This window comes from Methanobrevibacter sp. AbM4 (assembly GCF_000404165.1).
In the GTDB taxonomy this organism is placed as follows: domain Archaea; phylum Methanobacteriota; class Methanobacteria; order Methanobacteriales; family Methanobacteriaceae; genus Methanarmilla; species Methanarmilla boviskoreani.
In genome coordinates this window covers 1,158,593-1,183,512 of sequence record NC_021355.1, presented here as the reverse complement: position 1 = coordinate 1,183,512, position 24,920 = coordinate 1,158,593, and the positions used below count along the sequence as shown (strand labels likewise).

The following is a 24,920-nucleotide window of genomic DNA, read 5'->3' as shown; positions in this document are numbered from 1 at the left end:
AAAAATAGGTTAATTAAAAGTTTAAAAATAAAAAAGAGTTGTTTTAATTTATAATCCTACATTGCCAAAAACTGTAGACTATAAAAAATTACTGATAGGAGTGTCATTATTAAGAATATCATTAGAACTATTATAATCACTAAAAATATTATCTCTCCGTTGGTAAAGCTACGTCTGATTGGTAGATTTCTTTCCTTGACTTGCCATAACTGGTTCATTGATTCCTGAACATTACAGAATGTCCATACATCACCAATAACCGGTATGAAAATAAATATTAAAGTGTTTAAGATTGAGTCATAGGATTCTATGTTCTCGTTTCTAATTAATTTTTCATAGTCCCTAAGTAGAATATAATACATAAACCAGTTAACTATAGGTATTATAAAACCAACTGTACGCCAACCTGGACGAATATCCTTGTTAAACCTATCTTTTAATAATGTGTTTGATTTATAATACCACCAAATTGAGTAAAACCAACCACCAACAAGTAAAAGAAGCAACTGTCTTCTAATTGGCAGTATGTCGGAATATTCCTCATTAAGATTATATCGGGTATTGTCTTGAATACTTTCTTTTCTTGTTTCTTCTTTTTTATTTTTGGATTTCTCTTTTAATTCCATTTCGTGTTCTGGTGATACATAACTATTGATAAAATGATTTCTTGAAACGTCGTCCTCATCTTCTTGCCATTTAAGACAGTAAGGACATTTCTTAGTATCTATTGGTATTTTTTTACCACAATAAATACAGTATTTAGTTGTTGTACCATGCATTTTTCTCATCTTTTTAGTTTTTTATTAAGTAGGGAAGGTTTTTAAATTTTAATTTTTAATGAGATTAATATCATTTAACCTTCACTATCATTTTAAATTCTTAAGCAAATTCAATAGTTGCAGGTGGTTTATCACTAACTGAAAGGGATACATGTGTAACTTCAGGAACTTCGGAGGTGATTCTTCTGGATATGTTTTTTATGAGTTCCCAAGGTATTTCCGGAACATATGCGGTCATGGCATCAAATGATGCAACCATCCTTACCACAACTAAATATCCAAAGTCCCTTTGATCCCCTTTAACACCAGTTACTTTTGTGTTTGTTAAAGCAGCAAAATATTGCCATAATTCTTTATCAAATCCAGACTTTTCAACCTCTTCTCTGACAATTAAATCGGCATCTTGACATACCTTTATTTTTTCTCTTGTAAGTTCACCTATAACACGAACAGCTAAACCTGGGCCAGGAAATGGCTGGCGATGTACTATTGCATCAGGAAGTCCTAATTCCTCACCTATTTCCCTAACCTCATCTTTATATAATTCACGGATAGGCTCTACAACTTCTAAAACCATTCCACTTGGAAGTGCAAGGTTGTGGTGAGATTTAATTTTTCCCTGGCTTTCAATCCAATCAGGTGCAATTGTACCTTGAATAAGATATTTCGCATCTATTTTTTTAGCCTCTCTTTCAAACACATCAATAAATTTTTTACCTATTATCTTTCTTTTCTTCTCGGGATCTGTAATGCCTTTAAGGGCATCTAAAAATTCCTCTGATGCATCTACATAAATGAAATTTAATCTATCTTTAAAGGTTTCAATAACTTGTTCAGCTTCACCTTTCCTAAGTAATCCATGATCTACAAAGATGGCAGTTAAGTTATCTCCAATGGCTTCACCAACAAGAACTGAACATACAGAACTATCAACTCCACCAGATAATGCTATAACCGCTTTATCATCCTGGATTGTTTCTTTAACATTTTTTATAGCCTCATCTATAAAACCCTTAGGTGTAAACATAAATCATTCCTCAAAAATCAATCTATTCTGTGTCTTCAGGAGGTTGGAAATCGTCTACTAATTTTAAAAGTATTGATTCAAGACCGTCTTCATTTCCGGCATCCACAGCTTCCATAATAGCATCGTATTTGATGTATTTTTCTATTTTAATACTTTTTTCACCAATACCTGAGATTCTAAATTCATAGTCTTCGCTACCTATAGGTACGACTAATTTTTCTCTTTTAAGATTTGGTTTATATTCTAATGCTTTGTTTTTCAAGTCTTCTGGATTGTCAATCATTTTTTTAACCTCTTTTTAATAATTTTACAAGTGTAATATCTTTTAAATTTAATCGAATAATATTATTTGAAGTTTAAATCAGTTTTATAAACTATTTTTACATATTTCATAGAAGTTTAAGAATACCTCATCTCCTCTAGGGGTGGTATGTACTTCTGGGTGGAATTGAATTCCGTAAATATCTTTATCCTTATGTTTCATAGCTTCAATATCACAGACGTCAGAGTTGGCAAGTATTTTAAAGTCTTTTGGTAAAGTCTTAACTTCGTCCTTATGTGATGTCCAAACATCCATGTCAGGTCCAAGACCTTTTAGAAGTTCCTCCTCTTCGGTAATATTAATTTGAACCTGTGCATAACTTTCGGTCTTTGAGGTTTCTACTTCACCGCCATATTTTAAGGCAATCAATTGATGGCCTAAACAGATTCCTAATGTAGGAACATCAATTTCACCAATATAATCGGAACTATTTCCACTTAATTCAATGGATGGACCTCCACCTAAAATTAGTCCCATTGGTTCTTTTTCTTTAATTTCGTCAACTGTTAGGGAATTGCTTACAAGCTCACAAGGTATATCTAAGTTTTGTAGGCTTCTTTGAATCCTGTGATTATATTGACCTCTATTATTTATAATAATAATTTTCATAATATATTCTCGCTATGATTTTTAAAGTATCTAATGATATTTTTTTAGATATATACTATAATTATATATAATTATAATTCTTTTATATTTTTTTATAATTCAAATGTTTTATATACTAGATTTTTAATATTAATAAGTATGGAAACTCAGGATTTAGTATTTATTTTAATTGCATTACTATTAGCAATTGTAGTATTCTATTTATTTATGTGGTTATTACCTGTAATAGTAATTCTTTTAATTACATTCTTCATTTATATGTTCTTAAATGATAGGTTTGGTAATGGAGGATACTAGATTGTTATGTTAATTTTATTTTAATAATATTTTAACTTAATTTTAAAATTAAGTTATTTTCCTTTGTTTTTGTTTATTTGGATTCTTGTTTATTTTTACTTGTTTTCAATTGTCTTGCTGGAATTTTTTTTATTAAAGACATCAATTTTTCATGAACTTTTTTTTTAAAATATTGTATGGTTGTTTTTTACTAATTTCTCTTAATTTCCATAAAAAATTAAAAAGTAAATGGAAGTTTTATATTTATGCTGCTTTTGAATCTGTTAATTAAAAGTTCATGTCTATAAACGTTTTTGAATCTCCTCTTTCACTATTTTATTTACAGTACTTCCATCTGCCTTACCTTTTAGTTGTTTCATACTCATACCCATTAAAGGTCCCATCGCACCCATCTGACGTTCTTTAATCATTGAATCGTTTTTATCTGCAATTTCTTCAATGATTGCTTTAACATCATCTAAACTTAGTAGGCTTAAATTATTTTCCTCTGCGACAACCTCGGCACTTTTATCAGGGTTTTTACACATGGATTCAATTAACTTTTTAATCGCGTCTTTAGATATCTTATTGGCCTTAAGTAATTTGAATACTTCAATTAATTTATCCTCAGTAATGGAAACTACATCGGTACCTTCCCTTCTAATATCCCTTAAATCATAGCTTAATGTGGATGCGACCACTGTAGGATCCACTTCTACCTCTTTTAGGATATTCTCGAATTCATCACCAAGGGTTCTTCTTACAATTTGGCTTGCAAGATCCTCACTTAAATTATATTCCTTGATGATTCTTTCCTTTTTAACATCAGGAAGCTCGGGAAGATTATTTTTAATAGGTTCTATAATCTCATCTGTAATTTTAAATAATGGTATATCGGTTTCTAGATACATCCTATTTGCTGTTGCAAGGGGTCTCATATATTCAGTATTACCGTCATCTAATGATTTACGTGTTTCTTCCACAACACCTTCAAATGCAAGTTTGGCTCTTCTGATAACTTCCTCAAGAGCTGATTCTGCAATATCAGGGTCATGTGCTACTATAATTATTGCATCCTCCGGTTTCGCATCTAAAAATTCTCTTAAACTGTCTACCTCTTCCTGGGTAATGCCGTATGCAGGTAGTTCGTCAGTATGGAAAAGGCCACTTACTCCACGTTTTTTGGCATAACTTGAGAGTTCTGTACCGAATCTTCTGCCTTCCTGAACTTCAACACCTATAAGTCCGTCAAATCCTTTAAGTATAATTCCTTTAATGGATTTTGCTGATTTTAAGATTTTACTTTCGGTATCCTTGAATACCTCATCTAAGTCATATATTGTTTCATCAACTTCCGCATGACGTTTTTCAAGTTCTTCCTTAATTTCTATAAGTTTTAATTGTCTTTCAACTTCCCTTTCAACTATTAAAGGCATTAATTCAAGATTTTGAACACCTTTAATCTCAACTCTTGCACCCTTTGCAATTGAAACGTTTAAATCTTGTCTGATTGTTCCAAGTCCTCTTTTTACATTTGTACTACGTAGAACCTGACCAATCATATATGCGACTTCTTCAACCTGTTTAGGGTGATGCATGGAGGGATCTGTTGTAATTTCTACAAGGGGTATTCCAAGTCTGTCTAATCTAAATTCGGTAAATTCACTATTGGTATCCACTCTTCTTGCGGCATCTTCCTCAAGACCTATTGTTTCTATTTTAACCCTACCATATGGGGTATCCAAATATCCGTCAGTTGCAAGAAGTCCTGTTCTCTGGAATCCACTTGTGTTACTTCCGTCAATAACCTGTTTCCTCATGGTATGGAATTCATCTACAATATGCATGTTTAGAAGTGTGGATATTGTAATTGCAAGTTCTAATGCCTCTTGATTTAATGCATGAGGTGGTTCATCATCACATTCTACAAGACAGGTGTGTTTATTAAATGACTCATAGTTGAAATTCAAATTTCTCATTGATTCTTGAAGGGCAGCCCTATCCATTTGACCTAATTCACTTTGAGTAGGTCTTAAATTTCTTCTAATCGTTAAATCCACATCATCATCAACAAGTTCAGTAGGACATGAACAGAATAGTTTTGATTTTGTATTTAATTGTTGATGTATTTCAAGTCCCATTTTAAGGCCTAAATCTTTCCAATCATATTTTTCGCTCATTGTCTCACCTAATTTAAAAAGTATTTTGCTGAGGTTCTGTCTGTAATTTCACCAGCAATGTTGGTTTCCATAATTCTTCTAACTTCCTCTATATCATCAGTCTGTCCTAAAGCACAGCATAGTTTAACATATCCCACCTCGGGGGTCATGTCTTCACCTGATATGAGATGTGCATCAATAAGTTTACGTCCTGTACTGTAGACATTCATATTTACTCTTCCATAAATACACTGTGATGTCATAACGCAAGGAATACCCTCATCAGCCGCCCTTTCAAGTGACGGAACCATATACTCAGGTACATGTCCGAGACCAGTTCCCTCAATCAAAAGACCTTTATATCCTTTATCAATGTGATAATCGATGAGTTCCTGGGAAATTCCCGGATAACTTTTAATAAGACCAACTTTGTCCTCAATATTGTCCTGAACTTTCAGTTCTTTTTCATTCCTCTTGACGTATGGTCTTGTGGTCTCTTTTATTTCGCCATCTTTTAGATATGCAATAGGTTCTGAGTCAATACTTCTAAATGTATCCCTTCTGGAAGTATGCATCTTTCTTACTTTCACGCCACTATGTAATGCACATACGTCATCGTTTAATGAATCATGCATACAGACACCTACCTCTGCAATATCGGATTTTGCAGCTCCAATGGAATTGATTAGATTTAAGTGTGTATCTGTAGAAGGTCTGTCGGAACTTCTTTGAGCACCTGTTACAACGATAGGTACAGGTGTTTCAAGTAGGAAACTAAGTGCCGCAGATGTATAATGCATTGTATCTGTACCATGAGCCACAATAACACCTTCTGAACCAGAGGAAATATCATCTGCAATGTTTTTAGCAGCTTCTAACCAATATTTTGGTTCCATGTTCTCACTTAGAATGTTATATAAAGCTTTAACGTCATAGTTTGCAAGGTCTATGATTTCAGGATTTGCCCTAAGTAAATCCCCAGCTGTAAATGCAGGATGAACCGCACCGGTACTATAATCAATGATTGAGGATATTGTACCACCGGTGGATATAATGGATATATTCATCTTTTCAGGATCCTTAGTTAATTCTGTCTCATCGTAACCAATTTTTGGTTTATCTTTATGTTCAATTAGTTCAATTGAGGCATCGGTAATTTCAATACCTACATTATATCCACTGTCTAACTTTATAACTATATAGTTATCTTCAGCATCTTCGGATCTATCTAATAATATACCTGTATAGGAGGTTCCTTCTTTTGAAACTTTCACCAAATCCCCTATGGTTATATTTGCATTAGATAAAAAGTTTTTTGAATTTTCTTTATAAGCCATTTAATCACTTTAAATATTTGTTTTCTATAAGTATGGTTAATTTAAAATTTTTAAAATAATAGTTAAGATTAGAAATTAATAATGTCTAATTTCAAATCGGTCTTTGGGGTTAAAATCTATTTTTGTTTATTCTTTTGCTCTTCGGCATATTTTTTTAGGTCTGCCTCACGAATAACCTTCCTTATGATTTTTCCATTAGATGTTTTAGGTATTTCATCCACAAAATTAATCATACGGGGATATTTATAGGGGGCGGTAACCTTCTTAACATGATTTTGAATATCCTTCTTTAATTCCTCACTAGGTTCGTAACCTTTTGCAAGAACAATTGTAGCCTTTACAACTTGACCCCTTATTTCATGAGGATAGGCGGTAATCGCACATTCAACTACGGCAGGGTGTGAAATTACAGCGCTTTCCACTTCGTAAGGTCCTATACGATAACCTGAACTTTTAATCACATCATCATTTCTACCAACAAAGTGGTAATATCCATCCTCATCCTTCCATGCCTTATCTCCACAATGGTAATGGCCGTCATATCTGGTTTCATGGTTACGTTTAGGATCATTATTATACTCGTCAAATAGACCAGTGTTATCCGCACTTAGATCGAAACATATTTCTCCCTCTTCACCATAATCGACGGGTTTGCCCTCTTCATTTAAAAGGTCAATTTTAAATACCGGGTTTGGTTTACCAACAGAACCTAGTTTTGGTTTTAACCATTTGAAGGTACCAATACTGATAACGGTTTCTGTCTGTCCAAATGCTTCCTTAATCTCAAGACCAGTTAGTTCTTTAAATCTGTTAAATACCTCTGGAGGTAAGGATTCTCCAGCTGTTGAAACATGTTTAAGATTGGAGAAGTCTATTTTTGACAGGTCTTCCTTAATGAGGAATCTGAAAATTGTTGGAGGTGCACAGAATGTATCAACATGATGTTCAGTAATCTTCTTAATTAAATCATATGCGTTGAATCTCACATAATCATAGATGAAAACAGCGGAACCACAGATCCATTGTCCATAAAGATTACCCCATACGGCTTTGATCCATCCGGTGTCAGCTGCGGTATGGTGAAGTCCATCTTCTACAACCTCATGCCAGTATTGTGCAGTAACAATGTCTCCAATTGGATATCTTCCATTATGTTTAACCATTTTAGGTTCTCCGCTTGTTCCTGATGAGAAATACATTACAAGGGGATCATGGATATCTGTAGCCTGACTTCCGGTAGGTCTTTTAAAGGTATCATATTGTTTATCCATCTCTTCATGAAGGTTATACCAGCCATCGAATTTTTCATCACTAACTGTGATTTTTATGGTATTCATTTCAAGCTCATCAACAGCCTTATTATAATCTCTAATAAGGTTATCTTCATCAATAGTGATGATGGCTTTCATATGTGCTTTTTTAAGACGGTATTTAATATCATGAAGTTTCAACATATGTGTTGCAGATATTGCAATTGCACCTATTTTATGAAGTGCAACCATTGTATACCACCATTCATACCTGTTTTTTAGGGTAAGGATTACACAGTCTCCCTTTTTGATTCCTAATTTTTTTAAGAAATTAGCAACCTTGTTTGACTCTTCTTTAATATCTTTGAATGTGAAGATCTTGTCTTCATTATCGTCACACCAAACAAGTGCCCTTTTATTGGGATCTATTTCGGCGTATTTGTCAACAATATCAAAACCAAAGTTAAAATCTTCCGGTATTTTAAATTGAAAATTTTCCGCAAAATCTTCATATGAGTCAAAATCTACTCTATTTACATATTCACTTATTAACGATGTCATTATATTACCACAAAAAATTATAAAAAATAATAATTTACATTAACACAACTAAAAATTTAGCTTCTTCATTATTTAAAGCAACCATTGCATGGTCATTGGTTGAATCAAAGAATACACAATCTCCTTCATTTAAAACAATTTCATTATTTTTGATATAAAGTTTCATCTGTCCTTTCAGAATATAGTTAAATTCCTGACCTGGATGGTTATTAAAGGAAGGACTTACGTCCTCTTTAGGATCTACTGTTACAATGTACATTTCCGCTTTCTTGTTGATGAAACGTTTACATAAGTTTTCGTATTTGTATTCTTTTCTTCGTTCAACGGACACACCTTCACCAGCACGTGTAACATCAAATATTGACATTCTACTCTCTTCACCGGTTAAAAGCAATCCCATATCCACCTGAAAAATACGGGAGATTTCATATACAACGCTTGCAGGAATATCGATTTGGCCACTTTCATATTTTTCATAAAGTTCTTTATCAAGATTTAATTTTTCAGATAATTCCTCAGTACTAACATCTGAAAGTTCTCTAAGCTCTTTAATTCTATTTCCGATATCAATATTGTATTCATTCATATTTATAACCTCGATATTTCTTAAAATTAGTTTAAAAAAATTATAATTGCATTAAAATTTTATTATCTTCAAAAAATTAAAACAGTAATTCCATGGGAATTTTAATTTAATATATAAATTATTATAATATAATATTATTATAATATATCTTATAAAGATATTTGATTTAAAAAAGTATTATATAAAATGGGTTTACCAAAACATTAACTTTATAAATCATAAAACTATATTCTTTAATCAATGTTTATATTCAACTTTATGAATATAATAAAAGTTTAATTAAAGAATTTAAATAAAGTATTGTATTGGTCTAGAATAAGATTATTTCATGGTATCTATTAAATTATTAAGTAGATGTTTAGTTGAATTAATAATGTTTATTAATTTTATATAATTTGAGTTAATGAAATAAAGTTGTTTTAAATAGATTTTTAATAATGATATTTTATTAAATTGTTAAGTAGTAGAATTTAAATTGGAATAGTCTATTTCAGGATATTTTAATTTTATAAAATCATTTGAAGGTGATATTATGGCAAACAATGAGATTTCAAATGTAGTTTTATTTAAAAGAGGCGACGGTGACAAATTTGAGTTTGATGATAAGTTTGTACGCTTAAAAGCTTTAGATGAGGACATGTTTGTTTTTACTGTAAATGCACCACAGGAAATTGTAGGTAAATCTATGATTTTCTTTGAAGGATTAAAAATGTTTGAACCTGTAAAGGTGGATATTGGTGGAACTGGTGATATTCCATGTTACTTTAAAGGTGTTTCTCCAATTGTAAATAAAGGTTCAAATGGTTTAGGTAACAATGCATTCTTTACAATAACCTTACAAGAACTTAAGAACCCGCCTAAATTTGAAGAGGAACATGAATGTGTAAATTGTGGTTTCCATAATTTTACGGCTTAATTCTACACATTCTTTCTGTTTTTTTTAGAGGTTTTCAAAAGTTTATTTTAAACATAATTCCTGATTTCCCATATCTTGGAATTATGTAATCTATTTTTTACATTCTTTGCCTTATTTTTTTATTTTTATTAGAAATAAAGATTTTCTTAATTTTTATTCGTAAAGACTATTTTTTAATTGTTTATTTTTTAATAGAATTTATCCAGACTTTTTATACAAAAAGCTAGTTTACTAACAAATAAATTAACTATTACTTATTTTAAATCAATATATTTATATTGAATAAAAATTAATATAATAATATTATATTTGAAAATTTACTGTTTTTAATTTTCAAGATTTATTTTTTATTTTTATAAATTTTTATATGTGGATTTCGATGGAAGGAAAGGATATAGTTGTAACTGGAGGTTTAGGTTTTATTGGTTCTCATATTGTTGATGAATTGGTAGAAAATAACAGGGTTACAGTAATCGATAATTTTTCATCAGGTAAAATTGATAATCTTAAATATCCAAATCATGAAAATCTTAAAATCATTAAGGGGGATTTAAATGATCTGGATTTGGATAAAATCCTAAAAGGCACTGATTATGTGTTTCATTTAGCTGCACTTGCAAGTGTGCCTGAAAGTGTTGAAAAACCTTTATTTTCCAATGAAAATAATTTGGATGGAAGTTTAAAATTATTTGTTGCGGCTAAAAATAATAATGTTAAAAAGGTAGTCTTTTCTTCGTCAGCGGCAATATATGGGGAGAATCCAAATATTCCCCTTAAGGAAACTGAACCATATATGCCGGAATCACCATATGCAGTACAAAAAGCAGGTTCTGAATTGTATCTTAAGGCTTTTAATGAAAGTTATGGCTTGAATTATGTTTCATTAAGATATTTCAATGTTTTCGGACCTAAACAAAACATCAACTCCTCTTATGCTGCAGTAATTCCTAATTTTATTTATGGTTTGTTAAATGGTAGACAGCCTACTATATTTGGTGACGGTGAACAGACGAGGGATTTTATTTATGTAAAGGATATCGTAAGGGCCAATATTCTTGCATGTGAGTCTGACTATAATGGTATAGTAAATATTGCAAGTGGTAATGGTCTTTCAATTAACCAACTATATGATATTATCACCGAGGTATTGGGCAGTGACATAAAGCCTATTTATGAAGACGAACGTATTGGTGATATTAAACATTCTATTGCGGATATATCTAATCAGAAGAATATCGGTTTCACTGTCGATTCAAATAACTTTAAAAATCAACTTAAAGAAACTATTAAATGGTTTATGGATAATCCTCAATAGTATTGTCCGATTATTTTAATAGGTTTTTCCTGTCTTTCCTTAAACCATGCTTTTTTTCACTTTTAATATTCTGATGTTTTAAAATACTATATATGTCGAAATAAATTGAACATTATAAAATAGTGTATATTAAAATTTCCTTTCTCTTATATTCAAACTAATTATTATTTTTAAAATTAATGTTTATCTTTGTCTTATTTATTTATTTATTTGAGTTTAATTTTTAATAGATTTGTTTAAAACTAGTTTTATTGATTTTATTTCTTAAAAATACAATTTTAAGATATAACTTTTTATACATAAAATTTATATATTATTTAATCGGATAATTAATACTATGATATATCTAATTAGTGAAACCTCATTATTGTTAAATTATCTAATTACAATAATAGTTTCTATTGCAGTGGCTTTACTTTTAGGAATGCCATTTCTTCCAGAAAAACCTAGAAGGTTTTCATGGACTAAAAGTGCTGTTTTTCCTACAGCTATTATAGCTATGGGTATTTTATCATTCTGTTTTTCAATTAATTTCTATTGGTTATATGATGGGAAATTACTTGCGATAATTATAGGTGTTTTATCAGCAGTATTTGTGAAATATTTATTCAGATATGTATTTCCTGATTCACCAAATGCAGAGGGTGGAAATAATGAATGAGATCATCGGATTAATCATAGCGGCAATTATTTCCTGGCTTAATTTTGTACTTATTGATACGTATTTAGGTCTTCCTGAGGAACCTGGTGTTAAAGGGGCAGATAATGTTGGACACTCTATTAAACAAAGGGGCGGAGATTTGTCTGGCGGATTTTTCCAAGGAAATATATTATGTTCTCCAGATGCATCTGCAGGAACTTTACTTGCAAGTATTGGATTTATGGTTCTAGGAATTAATGGTGGAATCCTTGCTGCATTTTTAGTTTATATTGGAAATAGATTATGTGCAGATCCAGGATATGCGGGAACTACCGGTGCTCTTACTATGACTGTAATTCTTACAATATTCTGTGATTATCTCGGATTCAAGCCGATTATGTTTGTTGTGGGTATGGTAATTGCAATATTTGTAATACAGGGTATTCACCATCCTGCAAGTACTAAACTTCTCGGTACTATTGCAAGGAAATTTAATAGGTATACTAAATTAGAATAATTATTGAAAAATATCTAAAAATCTATTTAGATAAGTGGTTAAGTTTTAAATAAAGATATGGGGCGATAAGATGTATATGGAAATTTTGGGTATTATTACTATTCTCATGGCATTAAGAGCTTTAATAACTCAAAATAGGGCTGAGAAATTATTGTATATTAATGTTATCGGATTTTCAGTTCCTGCTATGATTGCATTATATATTAATACACCTTTTGCATTGATAGTTGCAGCTGTATTCTTTGTCTGTTCAACAATTAGTTCTAATGCAATTGCATATACATTAAATAAATTAGATGATGAAATTGTCTTAGATGGAGAATAAAAATGAATTTTCTAGGATTTTTTAACATTACTACTGTTGCTTTAGCTTTAATGTTTATTGGTTCAATTGGTATGTTAGTTGTAAAAAAACCGATAGATAAAGTTATCTTGTACAGTATTGTTGATGCTGGTTTTCTACTTGCTGTAGTGACATTTAAGTATTTGGATGTTGCATTTGCCATAGCAATTTTAGGTCCTGTATCTACTATCATTTTCTTAATGTCAATTTTAAAAATTGATAGAATTAGGCATAATAATCGGGAAGGTGGTCCTAATGTTTAATATTTACATATGGTTTTATGCAGGAATTATTCTGGCTGTTGTAGGTACTTTAGGTGCTTGCTGGGGTCCTGGTGTAAAAGACCCGGTTGTTAGGACTATGAATACTGAGGTTGCCTCAGTTGGTGTTTCATTAATATTATTATGTTATAACCATACATTAGCTCTTTTAACAATGATTGCTACATCTGTTATATGTACATTAATTCTATTTAGAGCTATTTCACGTTTAGAAGAAATAGGAGCTGATGTTTAATGGTATTAAAGTTTAAGGGGTGTAACTTATGAGAATAGGAGATTTATGGAATAAGTTAGCTACTCCTAAAAGAATTCCACGGTTATTTGCTTTGATTTTAGGTATCGCTTTAATCATTGGTCTTTTAATTCCGGTCGGATTAAATGTAGACCAAATTTATCCAAGACCTGAGCCTCAGGTTCAAGTGGATCAGGGTATGGCAATGGCTCCTTATGCCCGTGGAGGTGAACCTCTTAAAGAGAGAGGTATAACTATATCTCAATATCCACAGTATGAGCCTAATTTAGGTTGGATTAACTCTTACGTTTCACCACTGTCTCAATTTGTTATGAGCATATCACCATACTTTGGTACGAGTATCTACTCATCTCCTGGTGGACTTATAGACGAGATTTTATACTATACCAGAGGTTTCGATACGGTTCTTGAATCTTCAATTTTAATGATGGCATTTATTATTGCCTCATGGTTATGTGTAAACTATACCATGAATAGAAAGAATGATCCTGAAAATATTAAGAAAGATATGAAGGTTGCAATATCTGAATCTGATAGATTGGCTTCCGAGGTTGAGATGAATAATCGTAAAGCTCATATTAAGCAGAACAGGAGGGACAATTAATGTTAGTTCCTACAACAGTTCCCCTTATATATGCAAATATGTATCTGCCTGCATTTTACACTGCAATAATTGTAGGTTTCTTTACATGTATTGCAATAGCAATGCAGAAACGTGATATCCATGTTCTTATCTTAACCGATTTAATTGGATTTGCAATGATTATCGTAGTTGCCGGTGTAGGTACAGATTTGGCTGAGTCATTTATTCTACCAGGTTTGGTTGTGGAACTTGCGGAGATTATGGCAATTTCCGAAATCTTAATATCCCGTGAAATGAGAAAGATTTCATCAAATCAACCTAATGTATCCTTCGCTCCAATGCCTATGGATTACAATATGGAAATATTAACCACAGCTCCAAACTTCTTAAGTTTGATTTTACTTGCTTATGGAGTTTTCTTAACTGGATTCACAGGTGGTGCAGTTGCAGGTGGAGGTATCCTATTATATATCCTTTCAAGAAAAGCAAGGGGATTACCTGTACTTGAATTAAATGGTATTTCCGGTATATCTGGACTTGGCTGGTGTATGTGGATTATATCTTTCTGGTTGTTCTTTACCATGCCACAATATTGGTTATTATGTTTATTCCTTGCAGCTTGCGGATTACTCTTAAAAGTTGCAACAAAAATGGGATTGATCGGAGTCCTTATGAGAGAAGATTTTGGTAAAAAATAATTAATTAGCTTAAACTAATTAATTTTAATATTTAAAATATTAGTTGTTGAATTAAAAATTTGATAGAGGAAAATTATGAGTATTGCAAGTTTAGGTGGAAATTTACTTGGGATAGTACCTTTAGGGGATATTGTATTCTATTTAAATCCATTTCATTTGTTCATGTTTGTGACTATATTGATATTCACATTTCTTATTGCTATAGGCCATACGGAAACTCAGGTTGAAGCCGAGTTCGGTACACTTGCAGACAAAAGAAAATCCGTAGATATTAAGGAGTTTAAAGCAAGAAGATTCTTGTCTGTGATTTGTGGTATAGCTACAGCAGGTGCGATGATTACAGGGGATTTATATAATTTGACCTTATTCATGTCCCTTGTCGGAATCTTAAATATTGGTATTATATCATCAGTAAAACAAGTAGATGTTTTGGATTCTGTTTTCCAATATGGTTTAATTGCGATGATGTGTAGCTTACCATTATTTGGAGGTGCAGCAATTGTTCTTGGAGCATGTGGAACAGTAAGTTTACTTGCAATTCAAAGTATGAAACCTACTGCAATGATGATTTTCGGTGCAATATTAATATTTATCGGAGCCTGTGGTGAATCAGGTATAGCACCATTCTTCGCATCTAAAGCAGAGATGTTTAGGACCCCAGGTTCTCCATTTTTATTAATTGTACATTTAAGTTCATTATTTATTATTATAAGGGTAATTGAAGTATTACTCATTATTTGTACTTAGAAAAGGTGTTAAAAATGAATAAATTAAAAACTGTAAGTAGCATATTACTTATCATATCAACAATTGCAATATTATATGCCTTAATATTTAATCCTGCAGATTGGATTGTCTATGCTGTAGCAATTGTATTTATACCATTTTTTATCCTTTCATTAGGTTTACTTACTATGGCTAAACCTAAAAAAGATGAGAAGGAGGAAAGAATACAGGAACCATTTATTGGATATTAAATCCTTTATAGAGTGTGTATTCGATTTATATGTATAATTTAATGGCAGATATTCTAATAAATGTAATGATAGCTTTTCTTGCTGGGAGCTTACTTTTAGGTTTACATAGGAAAGTTATGGCTCGTGTTCAGTTAAGGCCAGGACCTCCTTTGATTCAGTATTTATTGCATTCTTTAAAATTTTTCTTTAAAGAATCTTCATGGCCTAAAACAATTTCAAAACCATTTTACATAGCAATTGTAACTATATTATGTGCTATATGGGTTACCGGTGTAATTGTTGGTCCTGTAACCTATGGATCTTTAATGGTAATGTTTGGTATCTATGCGGTTCATAAGATTGTAGAACATAACTCAGGTTCCTCATCAGGTTCTCCCTATGGAAAACTTAGTTGTGTAAGGGCGGTTTTCTCTGCTTCATCCGAGCTTTTATTGTTTGCAGCTATTGTACTTGTTTATTTGGAAACTCATACAATGAATATTGGACAAATAATATCTTATCAATCTGCACATGGACCACTAATATTTTCAATTCCACTTGCGGCATTGATGTTCTTTATGATTATTATTACAAAGGCTCCATATTCTCCATTTGGAATTACTACAGGTAAGGATATTATTTCCGGATTTGAAACGGAACATTTCGGATTCCTAAGAGGATTCATAATGTTTTCCGAATCTATGTTATGGTATGTTCTATTATGGTTGTTCCTTACAATATTCTGTGGACCTTTAACAATAGTGGGTTATGCAATTGGGATGATAATAATATCTGTAATTACAGGTTTTATAAGTGCCACAACACCTATGTTAAATCCAAACCACTCAGTCATGTCACAGTTTACAATTGCAGTTATATGTGTATTCGGAACATTAGTTCCAATGGTAATTTAATTAAAAAATGAAATACGGAGAGAGAAAATGAGTCAAGAAAAAGACTTTTTAATACTTACATCATTAGTAGCTATTGGTATTATATTTATTAGTGGACTTGCTGTCATATTTCAAAGTCCTGTTGTTTTGCCACTTGTAGTTATAGCTATACTTATTGCTCCGTTAATATTATATCAATATACAGAGAAAGGTTCAGAACTTGCAGAAAATCTAGAGAAGATAATGTTTTTCATTACCTTTGCTGTGATCTGCATTTCAATTATATTATTATACAGACCATTATAACAGATTATTTAAATTAAAAACAAACCAATCAGATGATGATTATGATAGAACAATTACATGTTTTAATATATCTAATAGTTTTTATAGTTGGGGCTATTCTTGGTCTTCTATACAGCTATCAAAAACATTTAGAACCATATATTATTAAAGAAACCAATATACCAATATTAGTTATGGCTATTCTTGGTTGGTTTTTATTTGTTAACTACAGTCTCCTTAACTTTATTCCAAGCTTTATTGTTATAAGTATTGGTCTATTCTTAATAGGTTTTGTAATAGATATGAGACCAGGTTATGGTAGAAGAGAAACTGTAATTGGTATTATAGTTGCAGTGGTAATTTGGTTTTTTACACAATGTTTATTTAATATAATTTAATTTTAGTCTATTGGTGATTATATGGATGATGAAGAGAAAATGAAACTTTATAAATTAAGAATTCTTAGAAGTTTCAAATGGCATGATGATTTAATTGTTCCTTTATCTAAAGAACTGGGAATATCTGTTGAAGAGTTTGAGGATATTCTTATGAAAAATTTAGACATGTCCTCATTGGAGGCACTTCACTCAACATATGAATCAGCAATTCCTGAAGAAATTATGATGAGATTACATATTGATTTAAGATTTATATGGTATGTGGATGTACTTCAATTGCTTTCACAGGAGGAAGCAAGGGATATTAAATTTAAATTGACAGAGGAAATCCTTCATGGTAAAGATTACAGTGATGCGGTAGATGAAGGAAGAAGGATATTGGTTGAAAAATTAAGATAATTTTTATTAGATAATAATTTCAGTTTAGAGGTAAGAAAATGTTAGATCGTCTTAAGGATATTGTACGAAAAACCTCAATTAATGTTTGTATTGTTAATTGTGGCGGATGTAATGGATGTGATGTAGAACTCGTTGCATGTTTATCTCCTAGATATGATCTTGAACAATATGGTATTTATTTACAAAACAACCCTCGTGATGCAGATATAATACTTTTAACAGGACCTGTCACTGAACAGTGGGAGGATAAGTTAAGAAGAATATATGCTAAGACTCCAGAGCCAAAACTTGTTTTAGCTGTTGGAAACTGTCCTCAAACGGGAAGTGTTTTTGCTCAAGAAGGTGGTAGGGTTAGTGCTCCAGCATCTAATTTTATCCCTATAGATGGGGCTGTATCTGGCTGTCCTCCAAGTCCCCCTGAAATTATTAATGCAATTTTAAATGTTGCGCCTGATGCCATGGTTGCAAAAAGTCATGAGAACAAGAAGATTAAAGATGATGAGGATGAGGTGTAAGAAATGATAGTACCTATAGGTCCGGTCCATCCAGGTTTAAAGGAACCTTTAAGATTAAAGCTTGAAACTCAGGGTGAAAGAGTAGTCAAAGCTGAAATAGATTATGGTTATGTCCACCGTGGAATAGAGAAGATTATGGAAGGTAAAACCTGGCAAAAATGTATTTATCTTGCAGAAAGAATATGTGGTATTTGTTCCTATGAACATACCCAATCATTTGCAGAGGTTTTAGAGCATATGGCAGGAGTTTACGCACCTCCAAGAGCCCAATTTTTAAGAGTCATCACTAACGAATTGGATAGAATTCAGTCCCATTATCTGGCAAATTCCACATTCTTTAAATGTTTGGACCATGAGTTATTATTCATGAAAGTATTGGAACTTAGGGAATATGCTATGGATTCTATTGAATTGTTAACAGGTAACAGGGTTAATATGGGTTGGAATGTTCTTGGTGGAGTAAGAATGGATGCCAATGAAGAACATTTCAATGCCATACTTGAAAATCTTAAGGTCATTGAGGAAAACCATGATAGGATAGTGGAATTATTCTCTGAAGGTTCTGTTTTAGCTTTAAGGACTAAGGGTGTAGGAGAAATGACCAGAGAAGAGGCATTAAAAGGTCGTGCAGTAGGCCCTATTGGTAGGGCATCAGGTCTTAAACATGATTGCAGGGAATTCCATCCTACCTATAGAGATCATTTGGATTTCTCTCCTATTTGGAGAAAAGAAGGAGATAATTATGCCCGTGCCATGAACAGATTTGATGAGATACCTCAATCAATTGATTTAATCAAACAGGCTATTGATAACATGCCTAAAGGTGATATTAGAGTACCTGTTGAAGTTAATACAGGTTACAGTGAATGGGTAAATGAGGCTCCTCGTGGCGAAGTAAAGTATATGTGTGAGACAAACGGCAATTTAATAAAACATATTTCAATACGTACTCCAAGTATTACAAATATAGATTCATGTGCTAAATATATGTTGACTAATGTTCCAACTGTTGCAGATGCAGTGGCTACATATGCATCATGTGATCCTTGTATTGCATGTGCTGAACGTGTTCAAGTTTTAAATAGAGACACTAATGAAAAAATCGTAAAAGATATGTTTTAAATTCAATTAAAAGATGATGGTTTATGAGTTCTTTAATTTGGTATGTATATGAATTTGCAAGAAAAACCTGGATCAATCGTTTTACTGATGCAAAATCTCATAAAGAATCAGTTGAAAAACCTTCTAGATTTAGAGATTTTCCAGTTGTTATTAAGGAAAATTGTATTGGATGCGGTTCTTGTATTGCAAGTTGTCCATCTCCAACAGCAATCAAGCTTGTAAGGGATGAGACAACTGAAGAAGCAGAAGGTTTAGTCTATCCTGTAATTAATGAGGGTGGCTGTATTAGATGTGGTTTCTGTGCTGAGGTTTGCCCGTCTAATCCAAAAACTTTAGAATGTGGGGAAAATCATTTAATTAAAGAAGATTTCAATATCATTCCATCTAAACGCAGATATATTGTTGATGATTATTTATGTATCAAATGTAATTCATGTATTAAAGCATGTCCCGTAGATGCGGTTTCAGTTGTTGACGGACATGTAAAAGTAAATCAATTAAAATGTATTGCATGCGGAGAATGTGTTAAGGCTTGTAAAGTTAAAGGTGCCATGAAAGGAATATTTATCGATAACCTACAAGATCAAAGAAAATTGATTAAACTAGTTGTTGACAGTCTGGAAAAATATATTGAAGCTCAACAGGAAGATTTAGAAAAATTGGCTCCAGAATCATTGTTACAATTAAAATTCCCAATATCAAATATCTGGGATGAGGCATTAAAGATTATTCCGGATACCGAAATCGCACATGAAATAATTGAAAATGCAGTTGACAGATTAAAGATTAGGGTTATTACATGGAACAGTGAAAAGTGTAAGAAATGTCAAATGTGTGTTAAGGAATGTCCAATTGGGGCAATTAGTTTTGATGAGGAGAGGGATACCATTGTAAGAGATCATGATAAGTGTTGTAGATGTAGTATTTGTTTCCAAACTTGTCCATTTGCAGTGATTAAATTATTCCTTGCTAAATTTGTACTTGACTCTGATGATGAGGGTAATGAATATGCCTTTATCACCGTTACTCCTTCCCAATTAGATCATGATTTTATAAAAGGTGAGCACAATGCAGGTTAGAGAAGATTATGAACGTTTCGGAAAACCTATACGTGAAGTGGAAGTTCAATGGGATATTGATGATAATAAATGCGCTCATTGTGTTGAAAAACCATGTTTAAAATCATGTCCAGTTGAAGCCATCTATTTGGATCCTAACGGCAATATTAGGTTACATGATTCATGTTTTGGCTGTGTACTATGTAGAAATGCCTGTCCTTATGATGCCATCACAATGACTACAAAGATTGCGGAACCAATTAAGGAAAATGTTCCAAATATTAACAAGGCATTGTGTAGAGCATGTGGGGCATGTGTGGCTAATTGTAAAACGGGGGCTATTCACCTACGTTCAGAGGGTTCTGAGACTTTCAGTGAGATCGATGAAGACAAATGTATGAGATGCGGATATTGCTATAGGGTATGTCCTACAGATGCAATTAAATATGGTGAGATATTGCCGAGAACCGTCAAAGGTGGAAAGGCGATTGTTGTAAACCATAAGAAATGTATTGGTTGTTTAACCTGTGTAAGGGTATGTCCGTCTAAAGGTTCCATTATTATTAGTAAAACATTAAAGCTACCATACATTAATCCAGGATACTGTGCAAGATGTGAAGAGTGTATGCATGCATGTCCTTCCACGGCAATTAAATTCTCCTCACGTAAAAGAGCATATGCCCAATATAGTAAGATTAGAACCTCCGATACCATATCAGAAATTGTGGATAAAGATGTTTCAGTGTTGTCTCATAACATTTCAAGAATTGACAGGATCTTATCTGATTTATCACTTCAATTTTCAAAACATTTGGATGAGGTAACTGCAGAGAATGTAAAACCCGATGATATCATTGAATCCGAGAATTTATTTGAACTTAAATTTAACGCATCAGAGGTAATTACTAAAAAATTTGAGGATATCACTGGTTCAAACTTTAAAATAACAGAAATGAATAATTTGATTGATTCATTCCCACCGAAAAGAAGAATATTTATAGATGAGTTCAGATGTATTGGCTGTGGAGAATGTATGAACGTATGTCCTGTAGATGATGCATTATGGTTAGATACTCCTGCACCGGTACATGTTACAGATTCATGTGTCTTTTGTGGTAAGTGTGTTGAAGCTTGCAGGTTTGATGTCATTACGATTTACGAGGAATCATTTGAATCCAAAGGCGATACAATCTATTACTTGTCCACAGAGATTCAAAAGCCTAGGGAAGGTAAACTAACATTATCCAATATTAGATGTTTATCTTGCGGTGTATGTGTGAATAACTGTCCTACAGATGCACTTGAGATGGTAAGTGATAAGGTTGAATATATCGAGGATAACTGTATTTATTGTAGGGAATGTGAATGTCTATGTCCTGTAAATGCAATTGACATTGACATTATTAAGGATTGTCAGAACCCTGGCGGTGAAGATACTGATTCAAATAATTCAGAAATGCCGGATTCTGATAATGTTGATGCTCAAGCTACAGATTCAGATGATGGTGAAGATTCTATAAGCAATAAAACAGGCTCTGATATTGTAGATTCTGATGATAATAATCAACTTACAGATTCTTAAAAACCAAAATACTGTTTCATTTTAAATTTTATTTCATTAATTTTTATCATTTTTTTAAATACTTTAGATTAGGAGGATTAATTTGAGTAAGAAAGTTTATGTAACAGATTGTGAAGGTCCGTTAACTATTAATGATAATGCTTATGAGGCATGTTCCCATTTTATTCGGGATGGCAGTAAACTTTATAAGATTTTAAGTAGTTATGACGATTACTTAGTTGAAGTAGAAAATAGGGAAGGTTATCATGTTGGTGGAACCTTGGCATATATCACTCCATTCTTTAAAGCTGAGGATATTACTAATCAGGATTTAATTGATTATGCAAAGGAAACCTTAAAAACTGTTAATGGTGTTGAGAATTCATTTTTCATTGCAGAAGAATTCATTGACTCCTATATTGTAAGTACAAGCTATGGTCAATACATTAGAGCATTATGTGATAAAATGGATTTTCCATATGAGAATACTTATCATACCGAGGTTGATTTGGATTCAATGCCTATTACAGATGAGGAAAAGGTTAAAGTTGAGGAATTCAGATGTAAAATCCTTGAATGTAATCTCATGCAAGATTATAGAAATAATCTAGATTCAGAAGAGCTTGAAAGGGAAGGAGATTTACTTGATGATATCTTCTTTAATCAATTTAAGAACATGAGTTTTGCAGAGGACATGTTTAACATTAATCCCGTTGGGGGTATTGAGAAAGAAAAGGCCCTAAAAGATATTATTGAAAAAAATGATATCGATCCTAAAAATGTGATTTATGCAGGAGATAGTATTACAGATTTGGAACCTCTTCAATATGTAAAATCACATGGAGGTTTGGCAGTTGCATTTAATGGAAATGAATATGCAATAAATGCAGCTGAAGTTGCAATTATATCCGAGGATGCAATTCCATTTACAGTAATTCTTGATTTATTCTATAGAATAGGTAAATATTATACAATGGGATTTATAGATCAATACGAATTTTTACCTGAAGGTATGTATGAGGGATTCAGAATTAGTCACCGTTTCTTAGATTACTTTAAGGAACATTTTGATGGTAAAGAATATCCCATTATTGCTAAGATTACTGATAAAAATAGAGACGAACTAGCTGATAAAAGTATTGAAATGAGGGCTAAGTTACGTGGTAAGGATATTGCATCAATTATGTAAGTTAAGTTTATAATAAGCAATTGCTTATTTTATAATATTATTAAATTCGTGATTCAAATGACAGATTATAGTTTAGTTGAAGATACATTCTTTGAAAGTTTCAGAGGAAAATATATACGAGCATTAATTACTGCTGAAGATGAACAAACCGCAAAAGAGGCAGCATATGATTCTACTGCAACACCAAGTTCAGTTATTGGAAGAATTGAAGGTGGAGTTGAAGGACCTGTATCTGCCAATTTCACTCCTGACGGAAGACCAGGATATATGGCTCAATATTGGTTTGGTCTTGATGATTTGAAAAAATATGAGTTGGAACTATCCTATAGGATTAGACAGGATATTTTAGTAAAACCATTTACCTCAATGTTTTCAGCAACTGAAAACCCTGACGGTTACATTGGCATGATGGAACAGGTAGGTCATTGCGGTGACGGTTACGAATGGGAAGAAAATATCTATGGTAGGGATATGATTCATGTCCCTATTGCCGTTCCTGACTTTTTAATTGATAAAGAAATGGGATATGGAAATGGTATTATGGGTGCTAACTTCTGGTATATGTGTAGCACTAAAGAGGCAGTACTTGAGGCAGGAAGAAATATTGTTGATGCAATTCTAAATGTTCCCGGAGCATGTGCACCATTTGGTGTTTGTTCAGCTGCAAGTAAACCTGAAACCAATTTCCCACAGATCGGACCTTCCACAAATCATCCATATTGTCCTTCACTTAAAGAAAGATTAGGTGATGAAAGTAAGGTACCTGATGGTGTAAACTATATTCCTGAAATTGTTATAGATGCTGTAAATGAGGAGTCCATGAGGAAAGCCGTAAAAGCGGCAATTGACAGTATTTTAGATATTGATGGAATTGTAAAAATCTCTGCAGGTAACTTTGGTGGAAAACTTGGAGAGGATACCTTTTATTTACATGATATTTTAGGTATTTAAATTGGTATGAATAAAGTTAAAATCATTATCATGATTTATAAATGATAGATAGGTTTTTAACCAATAAATCATTTATAATTCTTTATTTATATTGGTCTAAAATTAATTATAATTAGGTTATTTAGGTGTTTAAATGGAAATTGTTGATGATATCCAATATGATGTTATTGGATTTGGTGCATTGAATGTGGATAAACTATTTACGGTTGATGAGATTGCATGTCATGATGAAGAAAGATCTATCATATCCGAGGAGGAAAGTCCAGGTGGTTCTGCAGCCAATACAATAATTGGTCTTGCAAATTTAGGTCTTACAACCTCATATATAGGTAAAATTGCAGATGATGCAGAAGGGGAATTACTTGAATACAATCTAGCAGAACATGGAGTATACTTAAATAATCTAATTTATTCAGATACCGGTGTGTCAGGTAAGGTTTTAGGTTTTGTAGATCAGAATGGTGAAAGGGCATTATATGTCGACACAGGCGTTAATGAAACAATTGAACTAGATGAGATTAACCCTATCGAACTTGCACGTGGTCATATTATACATTACACTTCAATGTTTGGTGAGACTTTCCAAACTCAAAAGGATTTAATCTCAAGACTTCCAGAATCTATGATTTTGAGTTTTGATCCAGGTTTAATATATGCGAAACTTGGTGTGGATGAACTTAAAGTAATTTTAGATAGAACTGATATCTTGCTTATAAATGAAAACGAGATGTTTATTCTATATGAGGATTATTATAGAAAAAGGGATAATATTCCTGAAGATGAGAACTTAAGTTTTAGGGACTTGGCCATTAAAATCAGAGATGACGGAATAGACACCGTAATTGTAAAACGGGGAACTAAAGGAGCATATGGTATAAATTCCAATGATGATGAGGTTAAGGTTCCAGCATTTTTAGTAGATGCAAAGGATACGACCGCTGCAGGTGACTCATTTAATGCAGGATTTTTATATAGTTATGTGAAAGGTTTCGATTTAGAAAAATCTGTCACTGTTGGAAATTGGGTTGCATCTAAAGCTGTTCAGGAAATGGGTATCTCTGGTCTTCCAATGATTGATGATTTGGAAGATTTCTTAGAAGAGTATGACAAAGAAAATGATGGGGATTAAATTTTATTTAAA

The 24,920-nt window shown here is 32.3% G+C and carries 31 protein-coding genes; 23 read left to right on the top strand and 8 right to left on the bottom strand.

Annotated features, from left to right (window positions below; translation table 11 throughout):
• Window positions 1-56: 56 nt before the first annotated feature.
• The 4 genes from ABM4_RS04810 to ABM4_RS04795 all read right to left on the bottom strand — a co-directional run bounded on the left by ABM4_RS04810 (window position 57) and on the right by ABM4_RS04795 (window position 2,737).
• Window positions 57-779 (bottom strand): zinc ribbon domain-containing protein, encoded by a 723-nt coding sequence (locus ABM4_RS04810; protein WP_016358555.1) that lies wholly within the window; start codon window positions 777-779, stop codon window positions 57-59.
• Between the two features lie 100 nt (window positions 780-879).
• Entirely contained in the window at window positions 880-1,806 is a 927-nt protein-coding gene (guaA, locus tag ABM4_RS04805; RefSeq protein ID WP_016358554.1) for a glutamine-hydrolyzing GMP synthase, read from the bottom strand.
• Window positions 1,807-1,828: 22 nt separating this feature from the next.
• Entirely contained in the window at window positions 1,829-2,089 is a 261-nt protein-coding gene (locus tag ABM4_RS04800; RefSeq protein ID WP_016358553.1) for a hypothetical protein, read from the bottom strand.
• Window positions 2,090-2,173: 84 nt separating this feature from the next.
• Entirely contained in the window at window positions 2,174-2,737 is a 564-nt protein-coding gene (locus tag ABM4_RS04795) for a GMP synthase subunit A (RefSeq protein ID WP_016358552.1), read from the bottom strand.
• A gap of 138 nt (window positions 2,738-2,875) precedes the next feature.
• Here ABM4_RS04795 and ABM4_RS09075 point away from each other — a divergent pair, with 138 nt between their 5' ends.
• Window positions 2,876-3,034 carry a hypothetical protein gene (locus ABM4_RS09075; RefSeq protein ID WP_016358551.1) on the top strand — a complete coding sequence of 53 codons (159 nt, stop codon included), beginning with the start codon at window positions 2,876-2,878 and terminating at the stop codon, window positions 3,032-3,034.
• Between the two features lie 281 nt (window positions 3,035-3,315).
• Here the strand turns inward: ABM4_RS09075 and gatE are convergent, their stop codons facing one another.
• The 4 genes from gatE to ABM4_RS04775 all read right to left on the bottom strand — a co-directional run bounded on the left by gatE (window position 3,316) and on the right by ABM4_RS04775 (window position 8,906).
• On the bottom strand, window positions 3,316-5,193 hold the full coding sequence (gatE, locus tag ABM4_RS04790) for a Glu-tRNA(Gln) amidotransferase subunit GatE (RefSeq protein ID WP_016358550.1): 1,878 nt from the start codon (window positions 5,191-5,193) through the stop codon (window positions 3,316-3,318).
• An 8-nt stretch (window positions 5,194-5,201) separates the two neighbouring features.
• A complete protein-coding gene (gene gatD / locus ABM4_RS04785; RefSeq protein WP_016358549.1) occupies window positions 5,202-6,509 on the bottom strand; it encodes a Glu-tRNA(Gln) amidotransferase subunit GatD in 1,308 nt (435 codons plus the stop codon).
• A gap of 116 nt (window positions 6,510-6,625) precedes the next feature.
• On the bottom strand, window positions 6,626-8,320 hold the full coding sequence (locus tag ABM4_RS04780; protein WP_016358548.1) for an AMP-binding protein: 1,695 nt from the start codon (window positions 8,318-8,320) through the stop codon (window positions 6,626-6,628).
• Between the two features lie 34 nt (window positions 8,321-8,354).
• Entirely contained in the window at window positions 8,355-8,906 is a 552-nt protein-coding gene (locus ABM4_RS04775; RefSeq protein ID WP_016358547.1) for a helix-turn-helix domain-containing protein, read from the bottom strand.
• 532 nt (window positions 8,907-9,438) lie between these two features.
• On the opposite strand from ABM4_RS04775, the gene ABM4_RS04770 reads away from it, so the two are divergent.
• The 22 genes from ABM4_RS04770 to ABM4_RS04665 all read left to right on the top strand — a co-directional run bounded on the left by ABM4_RS04770 (window position 9,439) and on the right by ABM4_RS04665 (window position 24,908).
• On the top strand, window positions 9,439-9,822 hold the full coding sequence (locus ABM4_RS04770; protein WP_016358546.1) for a hypothetical protein: 384 nt from the start codon (window positions 9,439-9,441) through the stop codon (window positions 9,820-9,822).
• Window positions 9,823-10,201: 379 nt separating this feature from the next.
• On the top strand, window positions 10,202-11,137 hold the full coding sequence (locus ABM4_RS04765) for an NAD-dependent epimerase/dehydratase family protein (RefSeq protein ID WP_016358545.1): 936 nt from the start codon (window positions 10,202-10,204) through the stop codon (window positions 11,135-11,137).
• Between the two features lie 337 nt (window positions 11,138-11,474).
• Complete coding sequence (locus ABM4_RS04760) at window positions 11,475-11,798, top strand: energy-converting hydrogenase A subunit A EhaA (protein ID WP_016358544.1); 324 nt, start codon at window positions 11,475-11,477, stop codon at window positions 11,796-11,798.
• On the top strand, window positions 11,791-12,294 hold the full coding sequence (locus ABM4_RS04755; RefSeq protein WP_016358543.1) for an energy-converting hydrogenase A subunit B EhaB: 504 nt from the start codon (window positions 11,791-11,793) through the stop codon (window positions 12,292-12,294). Before ABM4_RS04760 ends, ABM4_RS04755 begins: the two co-directional genes overlap by 8 nt.
• A gap of 70 nt (window positions 12,295-12,364) precedes the next feature.
• The gene (locus tag ABM4_RS04750; protein WP_016358542.1) at window positions 12,365-12,619 is read left to right on the top strand and encodes a DUF2109 domain-containing protein; all 255 of its coding nucleotides are present in this window, start codon (window positions 12,365-12,367) and stop codon (window positions 12,617-12,619) included.
• A 2-nt stretch (window positions 12,620-12,621) separates the two neighbouring features.
• Window positions 12,622-12,900, top strand: coding sequence for an EhaD family protein (locus ABM4_RS04745; protein WP_016358541.1), 279 nt, complete (start codon window positions 12,622-12,624; stop codon window positions 12,898-12,900).
• Window positions 12,893-13,153 (top strand): EhaE family protein, encoded by a 261-nt coding sequence (locus ABM4_RS04740; protein WP_016358540.1) that lies wholly within the window; start codon window positions 12,893-12,895, stop codon window positions 13,151-13,153. Before ABM4_RS04745 ends, ABM4_RS04740 begins: the two co-directional genes overlap by 8 nt.
• A 28-nt stretch (window positions 13,154-13,181) precedes the next feature.
• Window positions 13,182-13,775 (top strand): EhaF family protein, encoded by a 594-nt coding sequence (locus ABM4_RS04735; RefSeq protein WP_016358539.1) that lies wholly within the window; start codon window positions 13,182-13,184, stop codon window positions 13,773-13,775.
• Window positions 13,775-14,452 carry an EhaG family protein gene (locus ABM4_RS04730; RefSeq protein ID WP_016358538.1) on the top strand — a complete coding sequence of 226 codons (678 nt, stop codon included), beginning with the start codon at window positions 13,775-13,777 and terminating at the stop codon, window positions 14,450-14,452. Before ABM4_RS04735 ends, ABM4_RS04730 begins: the two co-directional genes overlap by 1 nt.
• Window positions 14,453-14,527: 75 nt before the next feature.
• A complete protein-coding gene (locus ABM4_RS04725) occupies window positions 14,528-15,199 on the top strand; it encodes an energy-converting hydrogenase A subunit H EhaH (RefSeq protein ID WP_016358537.1) in 672 nt (223 codons plus the stop codon).
• A gap of 14 nt (window positions 15,200-15,213) precedes the next feature.
• Complete coding sequence (locus ABM4_RS04720) at window positions 15,214-15,429, top strand: SND2/TMEM208 family protein (RefSeq protein ID WP_016358536.1); 216 nt, start codon at window positions 15,214-15,216, stop codon at window positions 15,427-15,429.
• 29 nt (window positions 15,430-15,458) lie between these two features.
• Entirely contained in the window at window positions 15,459-16,322 is an 864-nt protein-coding gene (locus ABM4_RS04715) for a respiratory chain complex I subunit 1 family protein (protein WP_016358535.1), read from the top strand.
• A 27-nt stretch (window positions 16,323-16,349) separates the two neighbouring features.
• A complete protein-coding gene (locus ABM4_RS04710; RefSeq protein ID WP_016358534.1) occupies window positions 16,350-16,607 on the top strand; it encodes a hypothetical protein in 258 nt (85 codons plus the stop codon).
• A 41-nt stretch (window positions 16,608-16,648) separates the two neighbouring features.
• A complete protein-coding gene (locus tag ABM4_RS04705; protein ID WP_016358533.1) occupies window positions 16,649-16,984 on the top strand; it encodes a DUF2104 domain-containing protein in 336 nt (111 codons plus the stop codon).
• Window positions 16,985-17,005: 21 nt separating this feature from the next.
• Window positions 17,006-17,383: a DUF1959 domain-containing protein gene (locus ABM4_RS04700; RefSeq protein WP_016358532.1), complete on the top strand. Its 378-nt coding sequence runs from the start codon at window positions 17,006-17,008 to the stop codon at window positions 17,381-17,383.
• Between the two features lie 38 nt (window positions 17,384-17,421).
• Window positions 17,422-17,898, top strand: coding sequence for an NADH-quinone oxidoreductase subunit B family protein (locus ABM4_RS04695; protein ID WP_016358531.1), 477 nt, complete (start codon window positions 17,422-17,424; stop codon window positions 17,896-17,898).
• Window positions 17,899-17,901: 3 nt separating this feature from the next.
• On the top strand, window positions 17,902-19,020 hold the full coding sequence (locus tag ABM4_RS04690) for a nickel-dependent hydrogenase large subunit (RefSeq protein WP_016358530.1): 1,119 nt from the start codon (window positions 17,902-17,904) through the stop codon (window positions 19,018-19,020).
• 23 nt (window positions 19,021-19,043) lie between these two features.
• Window positions 19,044-20,099, top strand: a complete 1,056-nt coding sequence (locus tag ABM4_RS04685; RefSeq protein ID WP_016358529.1) for a 4Fe-4S binding protein — start codon at window positions 19,044-19,046, stop codon at window positions 20,097-20,099.
• Window positions 20,089-21,660, top strand: a complete 1,572-nt coding sequence (locus tag ABM4_RS04680) for a 4Fe-4S binding protein (protein ID WP_016358528.1) — start codon at window positions 20,089-20,091, stop codon at window positions 21,658-21,660. The genes ABM4_RS04685 and ABM4_RS04680 overlap by 11 nt, the downstream gene beginning before the upstream one ends.
• A gap of 82 nt (window positions 21,661-21,742) precedes the next feature.
• Window positions 21,743-22,828, top strand: coding sequence for an HAD hydrolase family protein (locus ABM4_RS04675; protein WP_016358527.1), 1,086 nt, complete (start codon window positions 21,743-21,745; stop codon window positions 22,826-22,828).
• Window positions 22,829-22,885: 57 nt separating this feature from the next.
• A complete protein-coding gene (locus tag ABM4_RS04670; protein ID WP_016358526.1) occupies window positions 22,886-23,779 on the top strand; it encodes a formylmethanofuran--tetrahydromethanopterin N-formyltransferase in 894 nt (297 codons plus the stop codon).
• 133 nt (window positions 23,780-23,912) lie between these two features.
• Window positions 23,913-24,908, top strand: coding sequence for a carbohydrate kinase family protein (locus ABM4_RS04665; protein WP_016358525.1), 996 nt, complete (start codon window positions 23,913-23,915; stop codon window positions 24,906-24,908).
• Window positions 24,909-24,920: the final 12 nt, after the last annotated feature.